Annotated in this window: 17 protein-coding genes and 4 tRNA genes; 4 read left to right on the top strand and 17 right to left on the bottom strand. The window is 40.2% G+C overall.

Annotated features, from left to right (window positions below; genetic code table 11):
• The first annotated feature begins 22 nt into the window (after window positions 1–22).
• Both B806_RS0109375 and B806_RS0109380 read left to right on the top strand, forming a co-directional pair.
• Window positions 23–571, top strand: coding sequence for a TetR/AcrR family transcriptional regulator (locus tag B806_RS0109375; RefSeq protein WP_025466070.1), 549 nt, complete (start codon window positions 23–25; stop codon window positions 569–571).
• Window positions 572–585: 14 nt separating this feature from the next.
• Window positions 586–1245 (top strand): VOC family protein, encoded by a 660-nt coding sequence (locus B806_RS0109380; protein WP_017387494.1) that lies wholly within the window; start codon window positions 586–588, stop codon window positions 1243–1245.
• 86 nt (window positions 1246–1331) lie between these two features.
• Here the strand turns inward: B806_RS0109380 and B806_RS0109385 are convergent, their stop codons facing one another.
• The 3 genes from B806_RS0109385 to B806_RS0109395 form a co-directional block, all read right to left on the bottom strand.
• The gene (locus B806_RS0109385) at window positions 1332–2561 is read right to left on the bottom strand and encodes a CaiB/BaiF CoA-transferase family protein (RefSeq protein ID WP_017387493.1); all 1230 of its coding nucleotides are present in this window, start codon (window positions 2559–2561) and stop codon (window positions 1332–1334) included.
• 51 nt (window positions 2562–2612) lie between these two features.
• Complete coding sequence (locus B806_RS0109390; protein ID WP_017387492.1) at window positions 2613–3935, bottom strand: MFS transporter; 1323 nt, start codon at window positions 3933–3935, stop codon at window positions 2613–2615.
• A gap of 224 nt (window positions 3936–4159) precedes the next feature.
• Complete coding sequence (locus B806_RS0109395) at window positions 4160–5380, bottom strand: acyl-CoA dehydrogenase (RefSeq protein ID WP_005071193.1); 1221 nt, start codon at window positions 5378–5380, stop codon at window positions 4160–4162.
• A gap of 245 nt (window positions 5381–5625) precedes the next feature.
• Between B806_RS0109395 and B806_RS0109400 the strand changes: the two genes are divergently transcribed.
• Window positions 5626–6573 (top strand): LysR substrate-binding domain-containing protein, encoded by a 948-nt coding sequence (locus tag B806_RS0109400; protein WP_017387490.1) that lies wholly within the window; start codon window positions 5626–5628, stop codon window positions 6571–6573.
• Between the two features lie 105 nt (window positions 6574–6678).
• Here B806_RS0109400 and B806_RS0109405 read toward each other — a convergent pair whose 3' ends face one another.
• Window positions 6679–7854: a zinc-binding dehydrogenase gene (locus B806_RS0109405; RefSeq protein WP_017387489.1), complete on the bottom strand. Its 1176-nt coding sequence runs from the start codon at window positions 7852–7854 to the stop codon at window positions 6679–6681.
• A gap of 400 nt (window positions 7855–8254) precedes the next feature.
• Here B806_RS0109405 and add point away from each other — a divergent pair, with 400 nt between their 5' ends.
• Window positions 8255–9250: an adenosine deaminase gene (add, locus tag B806_RS0109410; protein WP_017387488.1), complete on the top strand. Its 996-nt coding sequence runs from the start codon at window positions 8255–8257 to the stop codon at window positions 9248–9250.
• A 149-nt stretch (window positions 9251–9399) separates the two neighbouring features.
• On the opposite strand, the gene B806_RS0109415 is transcribed toward add, so the two are convergent.
• From B806_RS0109415 to B806_RS0109475, 13 genes are all read right to left on the bottom strand, one after another.
• A tRNA-Pro gene (locus B806_RS0109415) sits at window positions 9400–9476 on the bottom strand.
• 4 nt (window positions 9477–9480) lie between these two features.
• A tRNA-His gene (locus tag B806_RS0109420) sits at window positions 9481–9556 on the bottom strand.
• Between the two features lie 33 nt (window positions 9557–9589).
• Window positions 9590–9666 (bottom strand) — tRNA-Arg (locus B806_RS0109425).
• 56 nt (window positions 9667–9722) lie between these two features.
• Window positions 9723–9799 (bottom strand) — tRNA-Pro (locus tag B806_RS0109430).
• 142 nt (window positions 9800–9941) lie between these two features.
• On the bottom strand, window positions 9942–11006 hold the full coding sequence (nadA, locus tag B806_RS0109435; RefSeq protein WP_002115913.1) for a quinolinate synthase NadA: 1065 nt from the start codon (window positions 11004–11006) through the stop codon (window positions 9942–9944).
• Window positions 11007–11150: 144 nt separating this feature from the next.
• Window positions 11151–12371 (bottom strand): bifunctional glutamate N-acetyltransferase/amino-acid acetyltransferase ArgJ, encoded by a 1221-nt coding sequence (gene argJ, locus B806_RS0109440; RefSeq protein WP_017387487.1) that lies wholly within the window; start codon window positions 12369–12371, stop codon window positions 11151–11153.
• 133 nt (window positions 12372–12504) lie between these two features.
• Window positions 12505–12984 (bottom strand): methylated-DNA--[protein]-cysteine S-methyltransferase, encoded by a 480-nt coding sequence (locus B806_RS0109445; protein WP_000927478.1) that lies wholly within the window; start codon window positions 12982–12984, stop codon window positions 12505–12507.
• 12 nt (window positions 12985–12996) lie between these two features.
• A complete protein-coding gene (locus B806_RS0109450) occupies window positions 12997–13317 on the bottom strand; it encodes a multidrug efflux SMR transporter (protein WP_002115842.1) in 321 nt (106 codons plus the stop codon).
• 149 nt (window positions 13318–13466) lie between these two features.
• Window positions 13467–14462 carry a cation transporter gene (locus B806_RS0109455; protein ID WP_017387486.1) on the bottom strand — a complete coding sequence of 332 codons (996 nt, stop codon included), beginning with the start codon at window positions 14460–14462 and terminating at the stop codon, window positions 13467–13469.
• A 28-nt stretch (window positions 14463–14490) separates the two neighbouring features.
• The gene (locus tag B806_RS0109460; protein WP_017387485.1) at window positions 14491–15246 is read right to left on the bottom strand and encodes a copper resistance protein B; all 756 of its coding nucleotides are present in this window, start codon (window positions 15244–15246) and stop codon (window positions 14491–14493) included.
• Complete coding sequence (locus tag B806_RS0109465) at window positions 15233–17140, bottom strand: copper resistance system multicopper oxidase (protein ID WP_017387484.1); 1908 nt, start codon at window positions 17138–17140, stop codon at window positions 15233–15235. Before B806_RS0109465 ends, B806_RS0109460 begins: the two co-directional genes overlap by 14 nt.
• Window positions 17141–17181: 41 nt before the next feature.
• Entirely contained in the window at window positions 17182–17577 is a 396-nt protein-coding gene (locus tag B806_RS0109470; protein ID WP_002115904.1) for a hypothetical protein, read from the bottom strand.
• Window positions 17578–17680: 103 nt separating this feature from the next.
• Window positions 17681–18502: a Cof-type HAD-IIB family hydrolase gene (locus tag B806_RS0109475; RefSeq protein ID WP_017402938.1), complete on the bottom strand. Its 822-nt coding sequence runs from the start codon at window positions 18500–18502 to the stop codon at window positions 17681–17683.
• Window positions 18503–18785: the final 283 nt, after the last annotated feature.

The raw sequence follows: 18785 nt of genomic DNA on the forward strand, positions 1-18785 counted from the left end.
TTTTATTTTTTGGAAAAGACACATGTCAAAATCTGCCTTAAAAATATTAGATACAGCCGAGAAGTTATTTAATGAAAATAGTTTTGTCGGGGTTGGCGTTGACCTGATTCGCGATGAATCTGGCTGCTCTAAAACCACCATGTACACGTACTATAAAAATAAAAATCAACTGGTTAAGTCTGTGCTCGTTGCACGTGATGAGCGATTCAAGCAAAGCCTTTTGGGCTATGTGGGAGATGCAACAGGGTTAGAGGCCATCAATAAGATTCTGGATTGGCATACCAACTGGTTTAGACAAGATTTTTTTAAGGGCTGTTTATTTGTAAGAGCTGTCGCTGAATCTAACCAAGATGATCAAGACATTATTTCTATTTCTAAAGCCCATAAACAATGGATTAAAGTATTGATTGCACAAAACTGCAATATACCCAATGGTGAAGCTTTATCTGAGCTGATCTATACGGTGATTGAAGGGCTCATTAGCCGCTTTTTAGTCGATGGTTTCGATGAAACACTTGCGACAAACATGAAAAACTCTATTAATCAATTATTTAATATTCATCAACATTAGCATGAGAACTTAAAATGGAAGTGGACCATATTTTTATTTGTGTACAATCAGGCGCTCCCGAAGCTGAAACTTTAAAAAAATTCGGTCTAACAGAAGGTTCATCCAATAAGCATCCGGGTCAAGGTACCGAAAACAGACGATTTTTCTTTAAAAATAGCTTTATCGAATTAATCTTTTTAAATAATCCAGAAGAAGCCTCAAGCGATCTCACCAAACCCACCCTGCTCTTTGAACGACTCAGTGCTCAAGATAATATCGCATCCCCTTTTGGAATTTGCTTTAGACCTAAAAATAAAGATGATAACGGCGTAAAATTTCCTAATTGGGTTTACAAGCCAAGCTATTTACCAGCCAGCTTAGAAGTAAATGTTGCCAAAGACTCTGTTGTATCTGAACCGATGTGGTTCTTCCTTTCATTTGCTTCACGACCAGACCTTGCTGTAAAAGACAAACAACAACCACTTGTGCATAGCAAAGATTTATCAGAAATCACCGCGATTAAGGTTTCTATTCCAAACCTTGAAAAGCATCCTACTTCGTTACTGTTCAATACAGTTGATGATTTTGAAGTGACTGATGGATCGGAACACTTAATGGAAATTAGTTTTGGTCATGAACTTCAAGGAATGATTCATGATTTCAGACCAGAGCTGCCGCTTATTTTTAAATATTAAAACGCTTATTTCCTAATAATAAAACTGTGATTTATTGCAAATCACAGTTTTTATTTCAATTGAATCACATTAAAAACGACAATAGCTTAAGCAATTTTCCCATCAATAATGCCCTTCTCTTTTAATGCAGCCAGCTCCTCTGCTGTTTTAAATCTCGATAAGATTTGAGCAGTATGTTCACCAAGTTCTGGCGGCGCATGATGATATTCAACTGGAGTATCAGACAGTTTGATGGGTGAGCCAATGGTTTGGAAGTTTTCATTTAAACGATGAGGAATGTTCACCACCAAATTGCGATGTAGTATTTGTGGTTCACCCAAAGCATCTTCAATAGAGTTGATAACACCTACGGGTACTTTTAAAGCATGAATCATCTCAACCCATTCTTTAGCAGTTTTTTGCAAAAAGTGCTCGGACAATAAAGGAATCAGTTCATCTCGATATTTGACGCGGTCTTGGTTACGTATGAACTTTTCATTTTCGAGTAGCTCTGGATAACCAATCGCAATACACAAATCTTTAAACTGCTTGTCATTACCACAAGCAATAATAAATTCTTTATCTTTAGCCTTAAAAGTTTGATACGGCACAATACTTGGGTGTTGATTACCCATGCGCTGCGGGGCTTTACCTGAAGCTAAATAGTTCATTCCCTGATTTGCCAGTGCCGCGACCTGCACATCAAGCAAGGACATATCAATATACTGACCATGTCCCGTGTGCGACCGTGCAATCAAGGCCGCTTGAATGGCAATGGTTGAATACAACCCAGTTTGAATATCTACAACAGCCACACCAACCTTTTGCGCACCACCACCTGCCGCATCATCAGGCTCGCCAGTAATGCTCATTAAGCCAGACATCCCTTGAATAATAAAATCATAGCCGGGTTCTTTTGCCCGTGGGCCATCTTGCCCAAACCCAGTAATCGAGCAATAAACAATGTTCGGGTTCAATTCACTTAATGACGCGTAGTCCAAACCATATTTAGCCAAAGACCCTGTCTTATAATTTTCAATTACTACGTCGGCAGTCTTGGCAATTTCATAAATTAAGGCCTGACCTTCTGGCGTGGTAATGTCCACAGCAACTGAATATTTATTGCGGTTGGTACACTGGAAATAACCAGATTCACGGGTCATGTTTCCATCTTGATCGAGCATCCATGGTGGTCCCCACATACGGGTGTCATCACCAACTCGAGGACGTTCAATTTTAATGACTTCCGCGCCAAGGTCTGCCAAGATCTGTCCACACCAAGGCCCTGCAAGCACACGACTTAAATCTAAAACCCGAATTCCTTGTAATGCACCCATAACGATACCCTTATCTTTTAGAAGGCACTCAACGCACCTTCTTATCATTGTTTATGATTGTTTTTGCGGATCGTACTGACGATCTTTAATAAATAAGCCCGGCAATACACCTGCAACAAAATACGCAGCGCCCATCACAATAAAGGCCATGGTAAACGTACCGCCCGAAGCCAAGAATCCAATGGTGGCTGGTGCAATCGCAGCCCCGACACGACCAATGTTATAAGCACCGCCAATGGCTGTTCCGCGTACATCAGTTGAAAAACTTTCAGCCATATAAGTCGCATTCACACCGTACGGAATTCCATATAAGAAGCCAAAAGTGATCAATAAATACAAAATATTGTCAGGGGTATTGAAGAAAATAATGATTGGCAAAAACACAGCACTGGCAATTGTGCCAAACACAAAAACAGCACGGCGATTAAATTTGTCAGCAAGATACCCTGCTAAAATTTTGCCTAAAATCATTGCGGTATATGAACCCACCATATAACTGGTTAAGTTTTTAAAGTTCATATGCACTTCTGTTTCTAAATAACTTGGCATCCAGTTGTTAATGCCGTAATAACCAAACTGTAAGAAGAATGCTGTGGTCATCCACAACAAAAACATCTTACGGTGCTTAAAGTTATTAAAGATTTGTTTGTAGATACTGCCACTTTTCGGCTTTTCAGCCACGACCATTTCTTTTGGTTGTCTGTTGCCTTGTAAGCTTTCAATCTTGGTGAGCTGCCAAGATTTTGGTTCTGGCACAAATCGTTGTAGGAAAATATTAACAAAAGCAGGTACTACAGTCAGGAAGAATAAAACACGCCAGCCATGATCTGGAATAATTGCGCCAGCTAATAGCGTCGCAGCAATATAACCTACGGTTTGTCCCGTCTGTAATGTGCCCAAGACCGTTGTACGGTAAGTGGTGGGTACATATTCAGCCATTAAGGTATTACAGGCCATATACAGTGCTCCAATACCCAAAGCACCAATAAAACGTAAGGCCATAAATTGCTCGAAGCTTTGCGTAAAGCCCAATAAGCAAGTCGCCACCGAAAAGAAAGTTACCGAGTTAGCAATGGTCCGTACACGGCCAAACTTGTCACATGCCCAGCCTCCCAAAATACCCCCAATACCCATACCCGCCAAAGAAGCACTACCTAAGGCACCTGCTTGAAAGGTACTTAAACCAAACTCTGCCTTTAAACTGGTCAAGCTATAAGACAGCAGCATAATATCTATGCCATCGACCACCATCGCAAAATAAGCAAATAACAATGCCCATTTCCATGTATTTGGTCCAATCCTTTCATATGTTCCAAGGTTACTTGGAAATGTGGTTCTTAATTCTTTCGATATTACTTGAACGTCATTGTTCATCTTTAGTTCCTCATTTTCCCAAATGAGTCATCGGTAGCCTACTTATGTTTTCTGCATGACTTAATCTTCTATATTTTCATCATCTTATATTTAGTTTTAAGTACACAGAGGACATCTTTACATGAGTATCCTTACGATGAATCTTGTCATTATCCATAAATTTTTGCGTAAAAATCCCTAAAGGTGCTCTCGAAAGAACACCTCTATCTTTTAAAATGAGTGAGTTAGTTACTAAATGCCGCGATGCCTGTTTGTGCTCGACCTAAAATCAAGGCATGAACGTCATGTGTACCTTCGTAGGTATTTACAACTTCAAGGTTAACCAAATGACGTGCTACGCCAAACTCGTCACTAATACCGTTTCCACCCATCATGTCACGCGCCATACGGGCAATATCAAGCGCTTTCCCACAGTTGTTACGCTTAATTAGAGATGTACCTTCAACGGACGCAATACCTTCATCTTTCATACGGCCAAAACGTAGAGCCACTTGCAAACCTAATGCAATTTCAGTTTGCATATCTGCCAGTTTCTTTTGAATCAATTGATTTGCAGCCAACGGACGACCAAATTGTTTGCGGTCCATGGTGTATTGATGTGCAGTATGCCAACAGAACTCGGCAGCACCCATTGCGCCCCATGCAATGCCATAACGGGCGCTATTTAGACAGGTAAATGGGCCTTTTAAGCCTCGAATTTCAGGGAAAGCATTCTCTTCAGGTACAAAAACGTTGTCCATCACGATTTCACCCGTAATCGATGCACGTAAACCAACCTTGCCATGAATGGCAGGCGCAGATAGACCTTCCCAACCCTTTTCTAAAATGAAGCCGCGAATATCACCAACATTGCCTTCAGCAGAAACTTCTTTTGCCCAGACCACAAATACATCAGCAATTGGGCTGTTGGTAATCCACATTTTTGCGCCACTTAAACGATAACCACCATCAACTTTTTTAGCACGTGTAATCATACTGCCCGGATCTGAGCCATGATCAGGTTCTGTCAAACCAAAACAACCAATATATTCACCCGTAGCTAGTTTAGGTAAATACTTTTGCTTTTGCTCTTCGGTACCAAATTCATGAATAGGAACCATCACCAATGAGCTTTGCACGCTCGCCATAGAGCGATAACCCGAATCCACATATTCAATTTCACGCGCAACCAAACCATAACTCACATAGTTCAAACCCGCACCACCGTATTGCTCAGGAATGGTTGGACCAAGTAAGCCAAGCTCTCCCATTTCACGGAAAATAGATGGATCTGTTGTTTCATGACGGAATTGTTCAAGTACACGGGGTTGCAAGCGTTCTTGGCAATAGGCATGAGCAGCATCACGAATCATGCGCTCATCTTCGGTAAGCTGTTGCTCAATTAAAAATGGGTCTTGCCAGTTAAATTGAACTTTTGCTTTTTTTGTTGTCACCATGTGATTCATCGCATCCTCTGCTTGATTTGATCTTCTTTATTTAACTCGATGTTATGCGTGAAAAATGCAGTAATCAAACGATAAATGTTCATGCAGATATGCAACTTATGCATATTTAAAATAAGATGCATTAAATTTAACTATTTAATTCGTTGTATTTCATTAAAAATGGCTTATTTTTATACTAAACTCTGCTCTCTGCATTTAGGTCATATGCTGTTTTGAAATATGACGACAAATAAAAGGATTTATTTATGCGAAGAAGTATCCCATCCATTCAGGGCCTGATTTGCTTTGAAAGTGCAGCAAAACATCTAAGTTATACCTATGCTGCCCAAGAGTTATGTATTACCCAAAGTGCAGTCTCGCGCCAAATTCAGCAGTTAGAAGATTTCTTGGGCGTTGAACTCTTTATACGTACTCGGCATGGTGTTGAACTCACCATTGCAGGTCAGCAGTATTTTAAAAGCATTAAACCTTACTTGTTAGGACTAGAGAAATGTACAGCCGATGTGATTTCTCATAAAGGTTTAGGTGGCACACTAAAGTTAGGTGTAGTACCTACCTTTGCAACGCGCTGGTTGTTACCCAAGCTCCATCTTTTAAATCAAAAACACCCTGAAATTACGGTTCACTTAGAAACCAGTACCAAACCCTTTTTATTTAATGACAATATTTTTGACGCTGCTATTTTTGCAGGTACGCAGCAGCAAATTGATCACTGGCCCGGCATACAAGCACATTATTTAATGGATGAAGAAATTGTACCCGTGTGCTCGCCGAGACTCATCGAAAAGTATTTTCCAGATGCAGTCATGATCAATGAAAATACCTATGATTTAAGCTCTGAAGATTTACTGAAAATCCCCCTACTTCAACAAACCACTCGGCCTAGCATTTGGCAAGAATGGTTTCTAACCCATCAGATGCAACACCCGAAGCCTTTTGATGGACAACGCCATGAGTTATTTTCAATGCTTGCGGTTGCTGCCAGTCATAACATGGGAATGGCTCTAATTCCGCAAATGTTGATTGAGTCTGAACTACAAAAAAAGGAACTGGTGATTGTTTCCAATAAAAAATTAAAAGGTAGCCGAAAGTATTACCTTATTCATTCGAGCCAAGACATCTCACCGACTATTCAAAAATTTGTTGAGTGGATTTACCAAGAACTAGAACAACTAAAGACCAATACGCATTAGCTCAGCAGCTTTGATTTGTGCCACATATTGCGATCTATAAAAATAAAAAAAGATTGTGATTAGTGAGATCACAACCTTTTTAGTTGAGCATAAATGACTTTGAAATTAATGACTCATTAATTGAATATCTGAACCGCTACGTTTCGGGTCAATCAAGATTTTAGCATGCTGTTCAGGATCACGTAACGCTTCAAATGCATTAGTTACACCTTCTAGGCCAACAACACCCGTAATCAGTGGTGAACAGTTCACTTTCCCTTCTGCAATCATGTGTAGCGCATCTCTAAACTCAAGCGGTGTATAGCCCAACACAAACTGAATTTCTAACTCTTTATTAATCGCAAGTGCTGGTTCGATTTTGTCACTTTGCATGCAGACACCCACCCCAACAATTCGGGAAAACAAAGGTGCACCTTCAATAATTTGCTGCAAGACACCCGGTACGCCCACACACTCAAAAATAACAGGACGTTTTGGCAGAGCACCTAATTTATCAATCATGCGCCATCCATGCCACCACGGTAAGCGAGTTGCTTGCAACTTATCAAACAGCCCCATGCCCATATTAATCGCATCTGATACATTGCCAAGTAAACCAAACTCTTTCCAGTTAGCAAATGGCGATGTCTCTTTAGGGTCTACCACAATATCTGCACCGCATTGCTCGGCAAGCTTACGACGGTTTGGAGAAAAGTCACTGGCAACTACAGTTTTAACCCCAGCTGCTTTAAGCATTAATATGACACCTAGCCCAACGGGACCACAGCCAATCACAATCGCAGGTTCACTAGTTTTTACACGGCTACGGCGAACAGCATGCAATGCAACCGCCATAGGTTCAGTCATGGCAGCACTATCTGCATCTAGACCATTCGGTACTTCAAACATCAAGCTCGATTGAGCCAATACTTGCTCGGCATAGCCACCCGAAGCATTTGGAGAAAGCCCTGTAGATAAATAACCATGCTGATCTACATTTAAAAGCGGCATTGCACAGACAAGTGTATCGGCTTTAAATTTATGACGTGTTTTTGGGCCGTAGTCTAAAACCTTGCCGCAGAATTCATGTCCTAGTACAAACGGGTCTGTGGACTTCGCTAAACCATTAAACCCGACACGTACAGCCAAATCATGCATGTGGTCGCAGTGGTGCTGCATATGTAAATCTGAACCGCAGATTCCACATCGCACCACTTCCAATAAAACTTGCCCTTTTGCAGGCGTTAATTTCGGTTGGTCCACCACTTGTAGTTTTGCTTGATGACAAAGTACCGACTTCATTTGAGCGCTTCCTATTTCTTCTTTTTCATTTACTTGCCAGAAATAGATTTCTACAGATAAATTAATCGCTTTATCAGTTTGGTCTTTAGCAAGCCTTTATTCATCTTTACAAGTAAAAGGCAAAATACCAATGACCATTCTTCAGCCAATCCACTCTTGAAGAGTCAACTAAACAGGCTCAGCGAAATTAAAAACAATAAAAATCTTGGTGCTCGTATCTTACACAGACTGAGTTATCTTCTTAGGCCAGAACAATGTCATCAAAATTAAAACTTATACAAATATAGTAAGTTCAAAAAACTCAACTCAACGCTTTTCACAAAAACATAGCAAATCCAAACTTTTATCAGCAGTTCTAAACAGGCATGATGAATTAATGCAAACAGAAAAGAAGAAATCTATGATTACAAAAACGCTTCCGCTTACAGATATACACCGCCATCTTGATGGCAACATCCGCATTCAAACCATTTTAGAATTGGGGCAACAATACAATTTAGATTTACCTGCCTACGACATTGAAACGTTACGCCCGCATGTACAAGTAATGGATAACCAACCAGACTTATTAAGTTTTTTATCAAAGCTCGATTGGGGTGTAAAAGTATTAGCAAGTTTAGATGCCTGCAAACGTGTTGCATTTGAAAACATGCAAGATGCAGCACAACAAGGGCTAGACTATGTAGAGCTGCGTTTTTCACCGGGTTATATGGGAATGTCACATCAACTTCCCCTTGAAGGTGTGGTTGAAGCTGTGATTGCTGGTGTGAAAGAAGGCAGTCAGGTGTACGGAGTAAAAGCGAATTTAATTGGCATTATGAGCCGTACTTTTGGTCAAGAAGCCTGTGAAAAAGAACTAAATGCCCTACTCGCCCATAAAAATGATATTAAAGCATTGGATCTTGCTGGAGATGAGCTTGGTTTTCCAGGCAATTTATTTATTGATCACTTTAAAAAAGCGCGTAATGCAGGTTGGCACATTACGGTACATGCAGGTGAAGCTGCCGGTCCCGAAAGTATTTGGCAAGCCATTGAAGAATTAGGCGCCGAACGAATTGGACATGGTGTTAAAGCAGTTCAAGATTTAAAACTTTTAGATTATTTGGCAAAACACCAGATTGGTATTGAATCTTGCCTCACCTCAAATATTCAAACCAACACAGTACCGTCTTTAGCAGAACACCCATTAAAGACTTTTTTAGAACATGGTGTGCTTGCCACCATTAATACAGATGACCCAGCGGTAGAAGGCATTGAGATACAACATGAATATTTAACTGCCGCCCCATTAGCAGGTTTAAACCATGAGCAAATTTATACAGCTCAAGAAAATGGACTTAAAATCGCATTTTTATCAGATAAAGAAAAAGATGAGTTAAGGCAGAAATATCAATAACAGAGCTTATATAAATAAGTTCAAATATTGGAGTGTGTATGAATTAAAATTTAAATATATAAAAACAAAAAAATTCCTTCTATCTGTAAGACTAGAAGAAATTCTTTTCAATATTTGAGATATTTTCAAAGCTTGGATGCTTTTAAATATGGTCGGAGCAGTAGGATTCGAACCTACGACCCCCTGGTCCCAAACCAGGTGCACTACCAGGCTGTGCTATGCTCCGAAATTGGGGTGAATGACGGGATTCGAACCCGCGACAACTGGAATCACAATCCAGGGCTCTACCAACTGAGCTACATCCACCATCAAATAAGTTCTATGTACCAAGCTACCAAATGGCGCGCCTGACAGGATTCGAACCTGTGACCATCCGCTTAGAAGGCGGATGCTCTATCCAACTGAGCTACAGGCGCTTAACCGATGATGCTTATCATGCGATACTTCGCCGATCTTAAAATATTATTTTAAGTGGTCGGAGCAGTAGGATTCGAACCTACGACCCCCTGGTCCCAAACCAGGTGCACTACCAGGCTGTGCTATGCTCCGATCTATCTCAGCTTTTGCTGTATCGCACATCGTGCGGTACGGTGTGCATTCTAGGCGCGACGCCCTCAGACGTCAACACCTATTGTCAAAAAAAGTTAAAAATCCTTATCAAATGTATATTTAACAAGCATTTTGAGGTTTTTTAACGTTTTAACGATGCACTAAAGGCTAACATTCGATCTAAAGGCATTTTGGCACGTTCAGCAAGCGCTGGATCGACGTGTATTTCCTGATCACCTTTTTGTAAAACTTCTAAAATTCCGTCAAGTTCATTCATTGCCATCCACGGACAGTGCGCACATGAACGACAAGTTGCCCCCTCACCCGCTGTTGGCGCTTCAACTAAAATCTTATTGGGTACAGCTTGCTGCATTTTGTAGAAAATACCGCGGTCTGTTGCCACAATCAGTCTTTCGTTTGGCAAAGTCTGCGCAGCTTTAATGAGTTGAGACGTACTACCTACCGCGTCTGCAATTTCTACAACCGACTCTGGTGACTCAGGATGTACCAATACAGCAGCGTCTGGGTACAGTGCTTTCATGTTGGCAATACCACGTGCACGGAATTCTTCATGCACAATACATGCGCCATCCCAAAGCAACATATCTGCACCTGTTTTCTTTTGAATATAGCGCCCTAAGTGCTGATCTGGTGCCCAAATAATTTTTTCACCTAAGCTGTCTAGATGCTCAACAATTTCGACCGCACAGCTTGAAGTCACAACCCAATCGGCACGTGCTTTAACAGCAGCAGATGTATTAGCATAAACAACTACAGTGTGGTCAGGGTGCTGATCACAAAATGCCGTAAACTCATCAACTGGACAGCCCAAGTCGAGTGAGCAGGTTGCTTCAAGTGTCGGCATTAAAATTGTTTTTTCAGGAGACAGGATTTTTGCTGTTTCTCCCATAAACTTAACACCAGCCACAACCAGTGTAGAGGCTGCATGATCTCGTCCAAAACGGGCCATTTCTAAAGAGTCAGAAACGCATCCACCAGTTTTTTCGGCAAGTTCTTGTACTTCAGGGTCGCAATAATAATGAGCAACAAGGACAGCATCACGTTTTTTGAGCTCTGCTTCGATCTGTGCAAACTTTTGTTGTTTTGCTTCTTCACTTAAGCGATTGTCTTTTGGCTCACCTAAACGGTCTAAATGCGCTTGTACAATGTTTTTTGCATCGTTGGCAATTAAAGTCGCATCACTCATAAAACGTCTTCTCTATCCTTCATGCTGGCATACCTGCTCGCATATAACGTTACTGCTTAAATGATTTATGGATTGAATCATTTAATATCAAAAGATGGGGCTAATAAAAAAGCCTCTTTGTCGAGGCTAGATTATAACTGATATTTAAGAACGGTAATCAGCATTAATTTTGACATAGTCGTAAGATAAGTCACAGGTATATACCGTGTCTTTGGCCTGACCACGTCCTAAATCAACACGAATGGTAATTTCGGTTTGAGCCATAACACGCGCGCCCGCTTCTTCGGTATAGTCCTCAGCTGCGCCGCCATCTTTACAGATTTGCACGTCGTCTAACCACACTTGAATTTTAGAAACATCTAAGTCTTTAACGCCTGCATAGCCAATCGCAGCTAAAATACGTCCCCAGTTCGGGTCCGATGCAAAAAGTGCAGTTTTGACAAGTGGTGAATGCGCAATGCTATATGCAATGTCACAACATTCTTGAGTATTTGCGCCATCTTCTACAGCAACAGTAATAAATTTCGTCGCACCTTCACCATCACGGACAATTAACTGTGCTAAACGATTCATTACACGAGCAAGAACTTCTAACACTTTAGCGTAGCGTACATCACTGTCCGATGTAATTTCAGCGCCTCCCGCCTGACCTGTTGCTACGAAAATACAAGAGTCATTAGTCGAAGTATCGCCATCAATCGTAATACGGTTAAATGAATGCTCAACCGTGGTTTTTAGTAGCTTTTGTACTAAATCACGGCTAATAGGTGCATCTGTTGCCACGAAACTTAACATGGTTGCCATGTTCGGGCGGATCATTCCAGCGCCTTTACTAATACCTGTCATGGTATAAGTAATTCCATCAAGTTCAAATTGTTCAGATGCGCCTTTAGGCACAGTATCTGTTGTCATAATGCCAGTTGCAGCATCATTCCAAGCAGCATCTTGTACGCTATTTAATGCAGGCTGAAGACCAGCAAGTAAGCGCTCCATCGGAAGCTGCTCACCAATCACACCTGTAGAAAATGGAAGCACTTCAAAACTATTAACACCAGCAAGCTCCGCTAATTTTGCACAAGTATCCTGAGCGTTTTTCAAACCTGTAGGTCCGGTACCTGCATTGGCATTACCCGTGTTAATTACTAAATAGCGCGGATTACCTTCGGCAAGATGAGCTTTAGAGACATGAACAGGTGCTGCACAAAATGCATTTTGAGTAAATACACCAGCAACATTTGAGCCTTCTGCAAACTCAAAAATGACTAAATCTCGTCGGTTTTGGTAACGTACATATGCTTCTGTTGAGCCAATTTTTACACCTTTTACCACATACATTTGTGGCATTGTTACGTCACCGACAGCCATTTTTAGAACATCCAAAGTTTGTTGAATAAGATCAATATTTCAAAAAAAGCGATGCCATGAAGCACTTTCTTCATGAAATATCATAGTGGACAGCTTAGTAGAAAAGTCTAAAAAAATCGAGCGCAAAAATGGCTCATTGTTGCTCTAGTTTTAATAAAATATCTTTCTTATCAAGCCCACCAGCAAAACCAACTAAAGCACCGCCCGCACCAATGACACGATGACAAGGTGCAATAATGGAAATCGGGTTTTTGCCATTTGCCGCGCCAACTGCTCTCACCGCTTTTTCATTGCCAATTTGGACAGCAATATCTTTATAACTTCTTGTTTCACCATAAGGGATGGTCAATAAAGCAGACCAGACCTGCTTTTGAAATGCAGTCCCTTCGAAATCGAGTGGTAATGTAAACTCATGGCGTTTGCCTTCAAAATATTCTTTTAATTGTTGTTCTGTCTTTAATAATACTGGATGCTCAAGTTGTTCGACCAGCTCAGCCAGTCGAACACGTTTTGGATTTTCATTGTCCCAGAGTACTGCCACTAAAGCATTTTCATTCGCAACTAGCTTTAATTGCCCAACAGGCGAATTGATATACTTATAAGACAGCAACATAGTTTTATTCTCTTAAGACGGCGATGAAATTTTCATTAAAACCAAACCTGACACAATTAATACAGCGGCAATCATTCGCATAGCTCCAATAGGTTCATGAAGAAAAAATATACCTACAAGAAATGACCCAATTGCGCCAATGCCTGTCCAAACCGTATAAGCAGTGCCAAGAGGTAAAGTTTTCATTGATATTGAAAGCAGAACTACACTCAAAATCATAAAAACTACGGTAATAACACTAGGGGTTAAACGTGTAAAACCTTCGGACATTTTCATAGAATATGCCCAAATGATTTCAAATACACCTGCTAAAATTAAAATAGCCCAAGCCATAACATTCACTAATTTTTATAGCGTCAGGTCGTCCCGACATGATGTCCCATTATGGGGGAGGTCGTTCCTCCTTTATGTGAGGACTCAGTTTACTTTAAAATAAAAAATGAAGGCAAACCCTGACACAGGCTTGCCTCTATCAGAAAATATTATTCATTTTTTAACTGTAAAATTTTTCGTGCACCATTTAAAACAAACAAAACAATAATCAATCCAATCATTAAATCAGGATAACGCGAACCTGTAATGGCAACCAATATTCCCGCGACAATGACACCCAAGTTGACGATGACATCATTTGCAGAAAAGATATAACTCGCCTTCATGTGTGCCCCGCTCTCCTTATGGTCTCTCATTAAATAAAGACAACTAATGTTGGCCGCAAGAGCTAATCCGCCAATTAAAATCATGAGAATTGAAACAGGTTCACTGCCATAAATAAAACGACGCAATACATCGATTAACACAATCATGGCTAAGCCAAACTGCAACCACCCCGAAAGATGCGCAGCCTTTAATTGCGCATTTAGATTTTTACCCACCACAAATAAAGCAATGCCATAAATTGCAGCATCGGCAAACATATCGAGCGAATCGGCAATTAATCCTGTAGAGGAAGCAATGATGCCTGCCATCAACTCAATAACAAACATGACCCCATTAATCAGTAACAACCATTGTAAAACTTGTTTTTGTGCTGCATTCGTTGAAGTACTTGGTCGAACCTTTTTAGGTTTTTCAACAGGTTCATAATGTGGCTGTGTTTGTTGTAACTCGGCTCCTAATCCTAAACGCTGTAAACTTTGAGTAATCCTTTCAGCTTGAAGACTGTGATAAATCGCTAAATGGCGTGCAGGCAAATCAAAATGAAGTTCTTGAATATCGTCAGTGTAAGAGGCTAAAGCCATCCGCACCATTTGCTCTTCAGCTGCACAATCCATGCGGGGAATATGATAATAACTTACCCATTGACTCTTTTTAGACACAGGTTCACTAGGTGTGAAACACTCCTGAGACGACATGCTTGAGCATTCGCAGTTAGAGCTATTTTTACTTAAATGTATTTGATTCTCTTGTTTTTCTAAAGCCATCTTTGCACCATAACTGACACAAAAAACAATGCCATTAGTATAAACCAATGGCATATGTTTAAGCTTACTTTTTGTTCGGCAATTAGAATTTTAGTGTTAACCCAGCTCCATAATACCAACCATGTTCGGAGTCGGTTCCAGTTTGCCAAGCATTTTGTTTTAAACCTTTTTCATAGCCGTAACCAACATCAACAAATGGCATGACCTTTTTGTTGATTTCATAACGGGTTTGAAAACCAGCTTGTAAACTTGATAAACCTGTTTTACTTGCATAGCGAGATTCATCTTGCAAAACGACATCTGCTTTTAAATAAGGTTTACCAATTAACTTTTGGGTAAAGAGCAAGTCCCTTTCCGTTTCTAAACTTAACTTCCATAGCTGGTCTTCACCTGCATAAAGATATGCATCGGTTTCAAAAAAGTAAGGCGCCATGCCATGTAAGCCCACTACACCAGCCCAGCGATCTTGCTTTTCATCTTCCCGTTGCAAACGTTCGTAGTTTACACCGGCCTGTACATCCCAATAGTCAGCTACATTTCGACTATAAAGTACTGAACCGCCATAATTGGTATCTTCTGACTCTGCTTTTTCAACGTGGGCTTTAATGAACAATTTATTTTCATCTGTTCCCACCCAAGTTTCTAATTCAGAAGAAAAACTACCTTCTCCTTCTTCATTTTGAGTCCAGCCAGTATCAATTTTTGTTGCTTGATAAACCTGTCCGCCATGTTCACGTAAATGATCATGAGTTAAAGGCTCTTGAGCAAAAGTAAATACTGATATGCTCGAGAAAGCACCGCAATATAACATTTGAGAAAATAACTTAGTGATGCGCATGACTAGCTCCTTTCTCATTTTCAGATTGAACAGGTGATTGAGCTTGAGCAGGTTGTTGTCCATCATTCACTTGAGCCACAATCAACTTATTCATCATTCCAGCACTCATGTGATAAAGCAGATGGCAATGAATCGCCCATTCGCCTAAGGCATCAGCTGTCAATAACGCAGTAACGGTTTTTCCTGGTGGAACAATAAGAGTATGTTTATTTGGTAAGTTTTCAGCTTGTTGGCCATTTTCTAATTGCATGAACATGCCATGTAAATGCATTGGGTGAGCCATCATGCTGTCATTCACAAACTTCAAGCGAATACGTTCGCCATACTTAACTCGTAATGGCTCAGCTTCGCTAAATTTTTTGCCATTAATGGTCCAGATATAACGCTCCATGTTGCCACCTAAACGAATAACTAATTCACGTTCTGGTGCACGCGTGTCTGGCTGAGGTGTTAAGGATTGCAAATCACTATATTGCAGTGCTTTCATACCCACTGGTGTTGAAGCATTTGCCCAGCCATAAACGGGTTCATCCTTTTTAGGCTTATTCTCAGATTGCGCAGGCATCTCATGATTCATATTCATCATAGCGTGGTCATGCTCGCTAGCTGACATTGCCTGCATATCATGCTTCATTTGCATCATGGAATGATCATGTTCACTAGATGACATATTTTTCATGTCATGGCTCATGTTCATCATTGTATGATCATGATTAGTCTGGCTCTCTTCTTTTTTCATTTCAGGCATAGCCGATATGTCGTGTTGCATGTTCATTTGATGGCCAGCATGTTCATCACTTGCCCCATTGCCATGACTCATGCCCATATCATCCATGGTTAGCAAAGAACGTGGACGTGGTTGCGGCATTTGAACTGACCCTACAGCTTGCGTATTTTCATTGTGCAAAGTCCCGATGGCAAAACCACTGCGGTCAATAGACTCTGCTTCAATCTGATAATTTGATTGCGTAGGCTCTACAATGACATCGTAGGTTTCAGCTGTACCAATACGAAACTCGTCAATTGCAACAGGCTTAACTGGCTGCCCGTCTGCACTTACAACTGTCATTTTCAAATTTGGAATTCTGACATCAAAAAAAGACATTGCCGATGCATTAATAAATCGTAATCGAACCTTATCGCCAGTCTTAAAGTTACCTGTCCAGTTTTGCTGAGGTGTTTTGCCGTTGACTAAGAACGTATAGCCCGTCACATCAGACATATCGGTTTTTAACATCCGCATCTGATTCCACATCGAACGATCTTGCCAAGTTGCTTTTAAGCCTTGTGTTTTAACTTGCTTCAAAACATCAGATACAGTTTCACGGCGGTTTTGATAATACTCAGCAGATTTCTTCAAATTCTTCATAATGCTATCGCTAGAAGAATTATGAAAATCTGAAAGCATTACCACGTAATCACGGTCTGTTTTCTCATGAGCAGCAACAGGTATCTTGCCTTTTGGATAAATCACGAGCGGGCCATATAAACCATCTTGCTCTTGGCCTTTACTATGGGCGTGATACCAATAGGTGCCATTTTGTTTCACCTTAAAGCGGTAAACAAAATCTCCATTTGGAGCGATTCCTTTAAAACCATTGAAACCCGGTACACCATCCATTAACCCTGGCAGTAATAACCCATGCCAGTGCAAAGAAGTATCTTGATTCTTTAACTGATTATGAACATGAATAACAGCGTCATCCCCCTCCTCAAACTCAAGGAGTGGTGCTGTAAACTTGCCATTTACGGTAATTCGTTTTAAAAGTTGGCCCGTAACATTGACCTGTTGTTCATTAATATTAAGGTGATATTCCTTAATTGCTGCGAGTGACCATGGTGAAACCAATAGCCCAAATACAGCGACTAAGCTGCTAATTTTTTTATGAGACATTGCTGTGATCCTTTTTAATTAAAAAAATAAGTAAATAAGGATCAAGCTTTAGGAGGACGTAAAATCTCTTGCCAGTATCCGGCTAAATGTTGAGCCTGATAAATACTGCTAAATTGATATGAAATAGGAATAAGTGGGGATTCAACGTCAGGTACAGCTTGCTGCAGAGCTAAATTCACCATTTGGCAATGAACTGGGTTACAGTCCTGACAATGCTCACCATGCGAATGAAGAGACTGAGTCATCTTTTGATGACATACGGTCTGATCATTTGCTTGAGTATGCATATTGTTATGCGAAGATTTTTCACTATGACACGGCATAGTATGAAGATCATGTTGCATAGGCGTCTGTGCAATAGACACACCACTCCACCCAATGACGAAAGCCATTAGGAACACAAACCAAGCATACTTGCGTAAGTGTTGTAGAGCCATTGTGATTTATCGCCTAGAGCCAATGAGTGATCTTAATGCCATTAGCATAACGAAGTTTTAAAAGAGATACAATTTTCTATCTTAACTGCTTGTTATAGAGCAATTAAGCAAATGGAGGTTGATGCTGAAGGACTAAATCAATCACCTCTAATGCGCCTTCTTGTTCATTACTTACAGTGGTATAAGGCGCCACCGCTTTTAATGCTTCTACTGCATTTTCAACTGCAAACCCATAACCCACAGCTTTAATCATCTGCATATCATTGTTGTTATCACCAATCGCAACCACTTGATTAGGTTCAACCTGCCATTTTTGTAGTAATAAGTTCAAACCGTGTGCTTTATGCTGGTCGGGAAGAATCAAATCGATAAAATTAAAACCACTTGAAACAGGTACCAAAACTTTATCTGCTACAAAACTTTGTTTCTGAAAATGTTCAAAAATCGCAAAGCTTTCGTTTTCCTGAGCGGTAAAAGTAATTTTGCACACTAAGTCATCTAGTGCATAAAAGTCATCTACAACTGTCAGTTTTTCAAAATATCGGGCAACTTTGGCATAGTCTTCTGCGTTCATGCTGCTATGCACATAAGCACTCTGTTTCCCACAGATCACCATGGTTGAGATATATGAAGAGTCAATCGCTTTTAAAATCTCAATATATTGTTGCTGACTTAAATGAGCAAAAGCTATTTCTTGCCCTGCATCTACAACATGCGCGCCATTTTCTGCAATAACAGCAATTTCATGATTAATTTCTGGAAAATAGGTAATAAGCTTTGCAAGTTGATTACCACTGGCTACCACAAAATGAATATTATTTTGTTTTAGTTGTTCGTATTGTTTTAAAAAACGTGCTTTGTTGTACTGCTTTTTGGAATTAAGAAAAGTCCCATCCATATCTACCGCTAAAATTTTTACTGTCATTAATTATCGAGGTCTCTTACTAAAAACTTATTAAACCAAATTTAGCTTTATTTTTCATGACACTTTTACAGTTTTATACGTATCTATGCACAAAAAGTTTTACACAGAGCTACATCGTTTTTTGCACAGGTTATTTTTTAGCAAAGCTTAATAAAAAACCAGCTAATAAATTATTCAACACGCATAAAAAAAGAACGCCAAAACGTTCTTTTTTCATAGTTTTTGTCTATAGAATAAACGGTTGATCTAATTTTGTTTATTTTACCAACATCTTATCCATATG

This window comes from Acinetobacter sp. TG2027 (genome assembly GCF_000302435.1).
GTDB classification, from domain to species: domain Bacteria; phylum Pseudomonadota; class Gammaproteobacteria; order Pseudomonadales; family Moraxellaceae; genus Acinetobacter; species Acinetobacter pittii.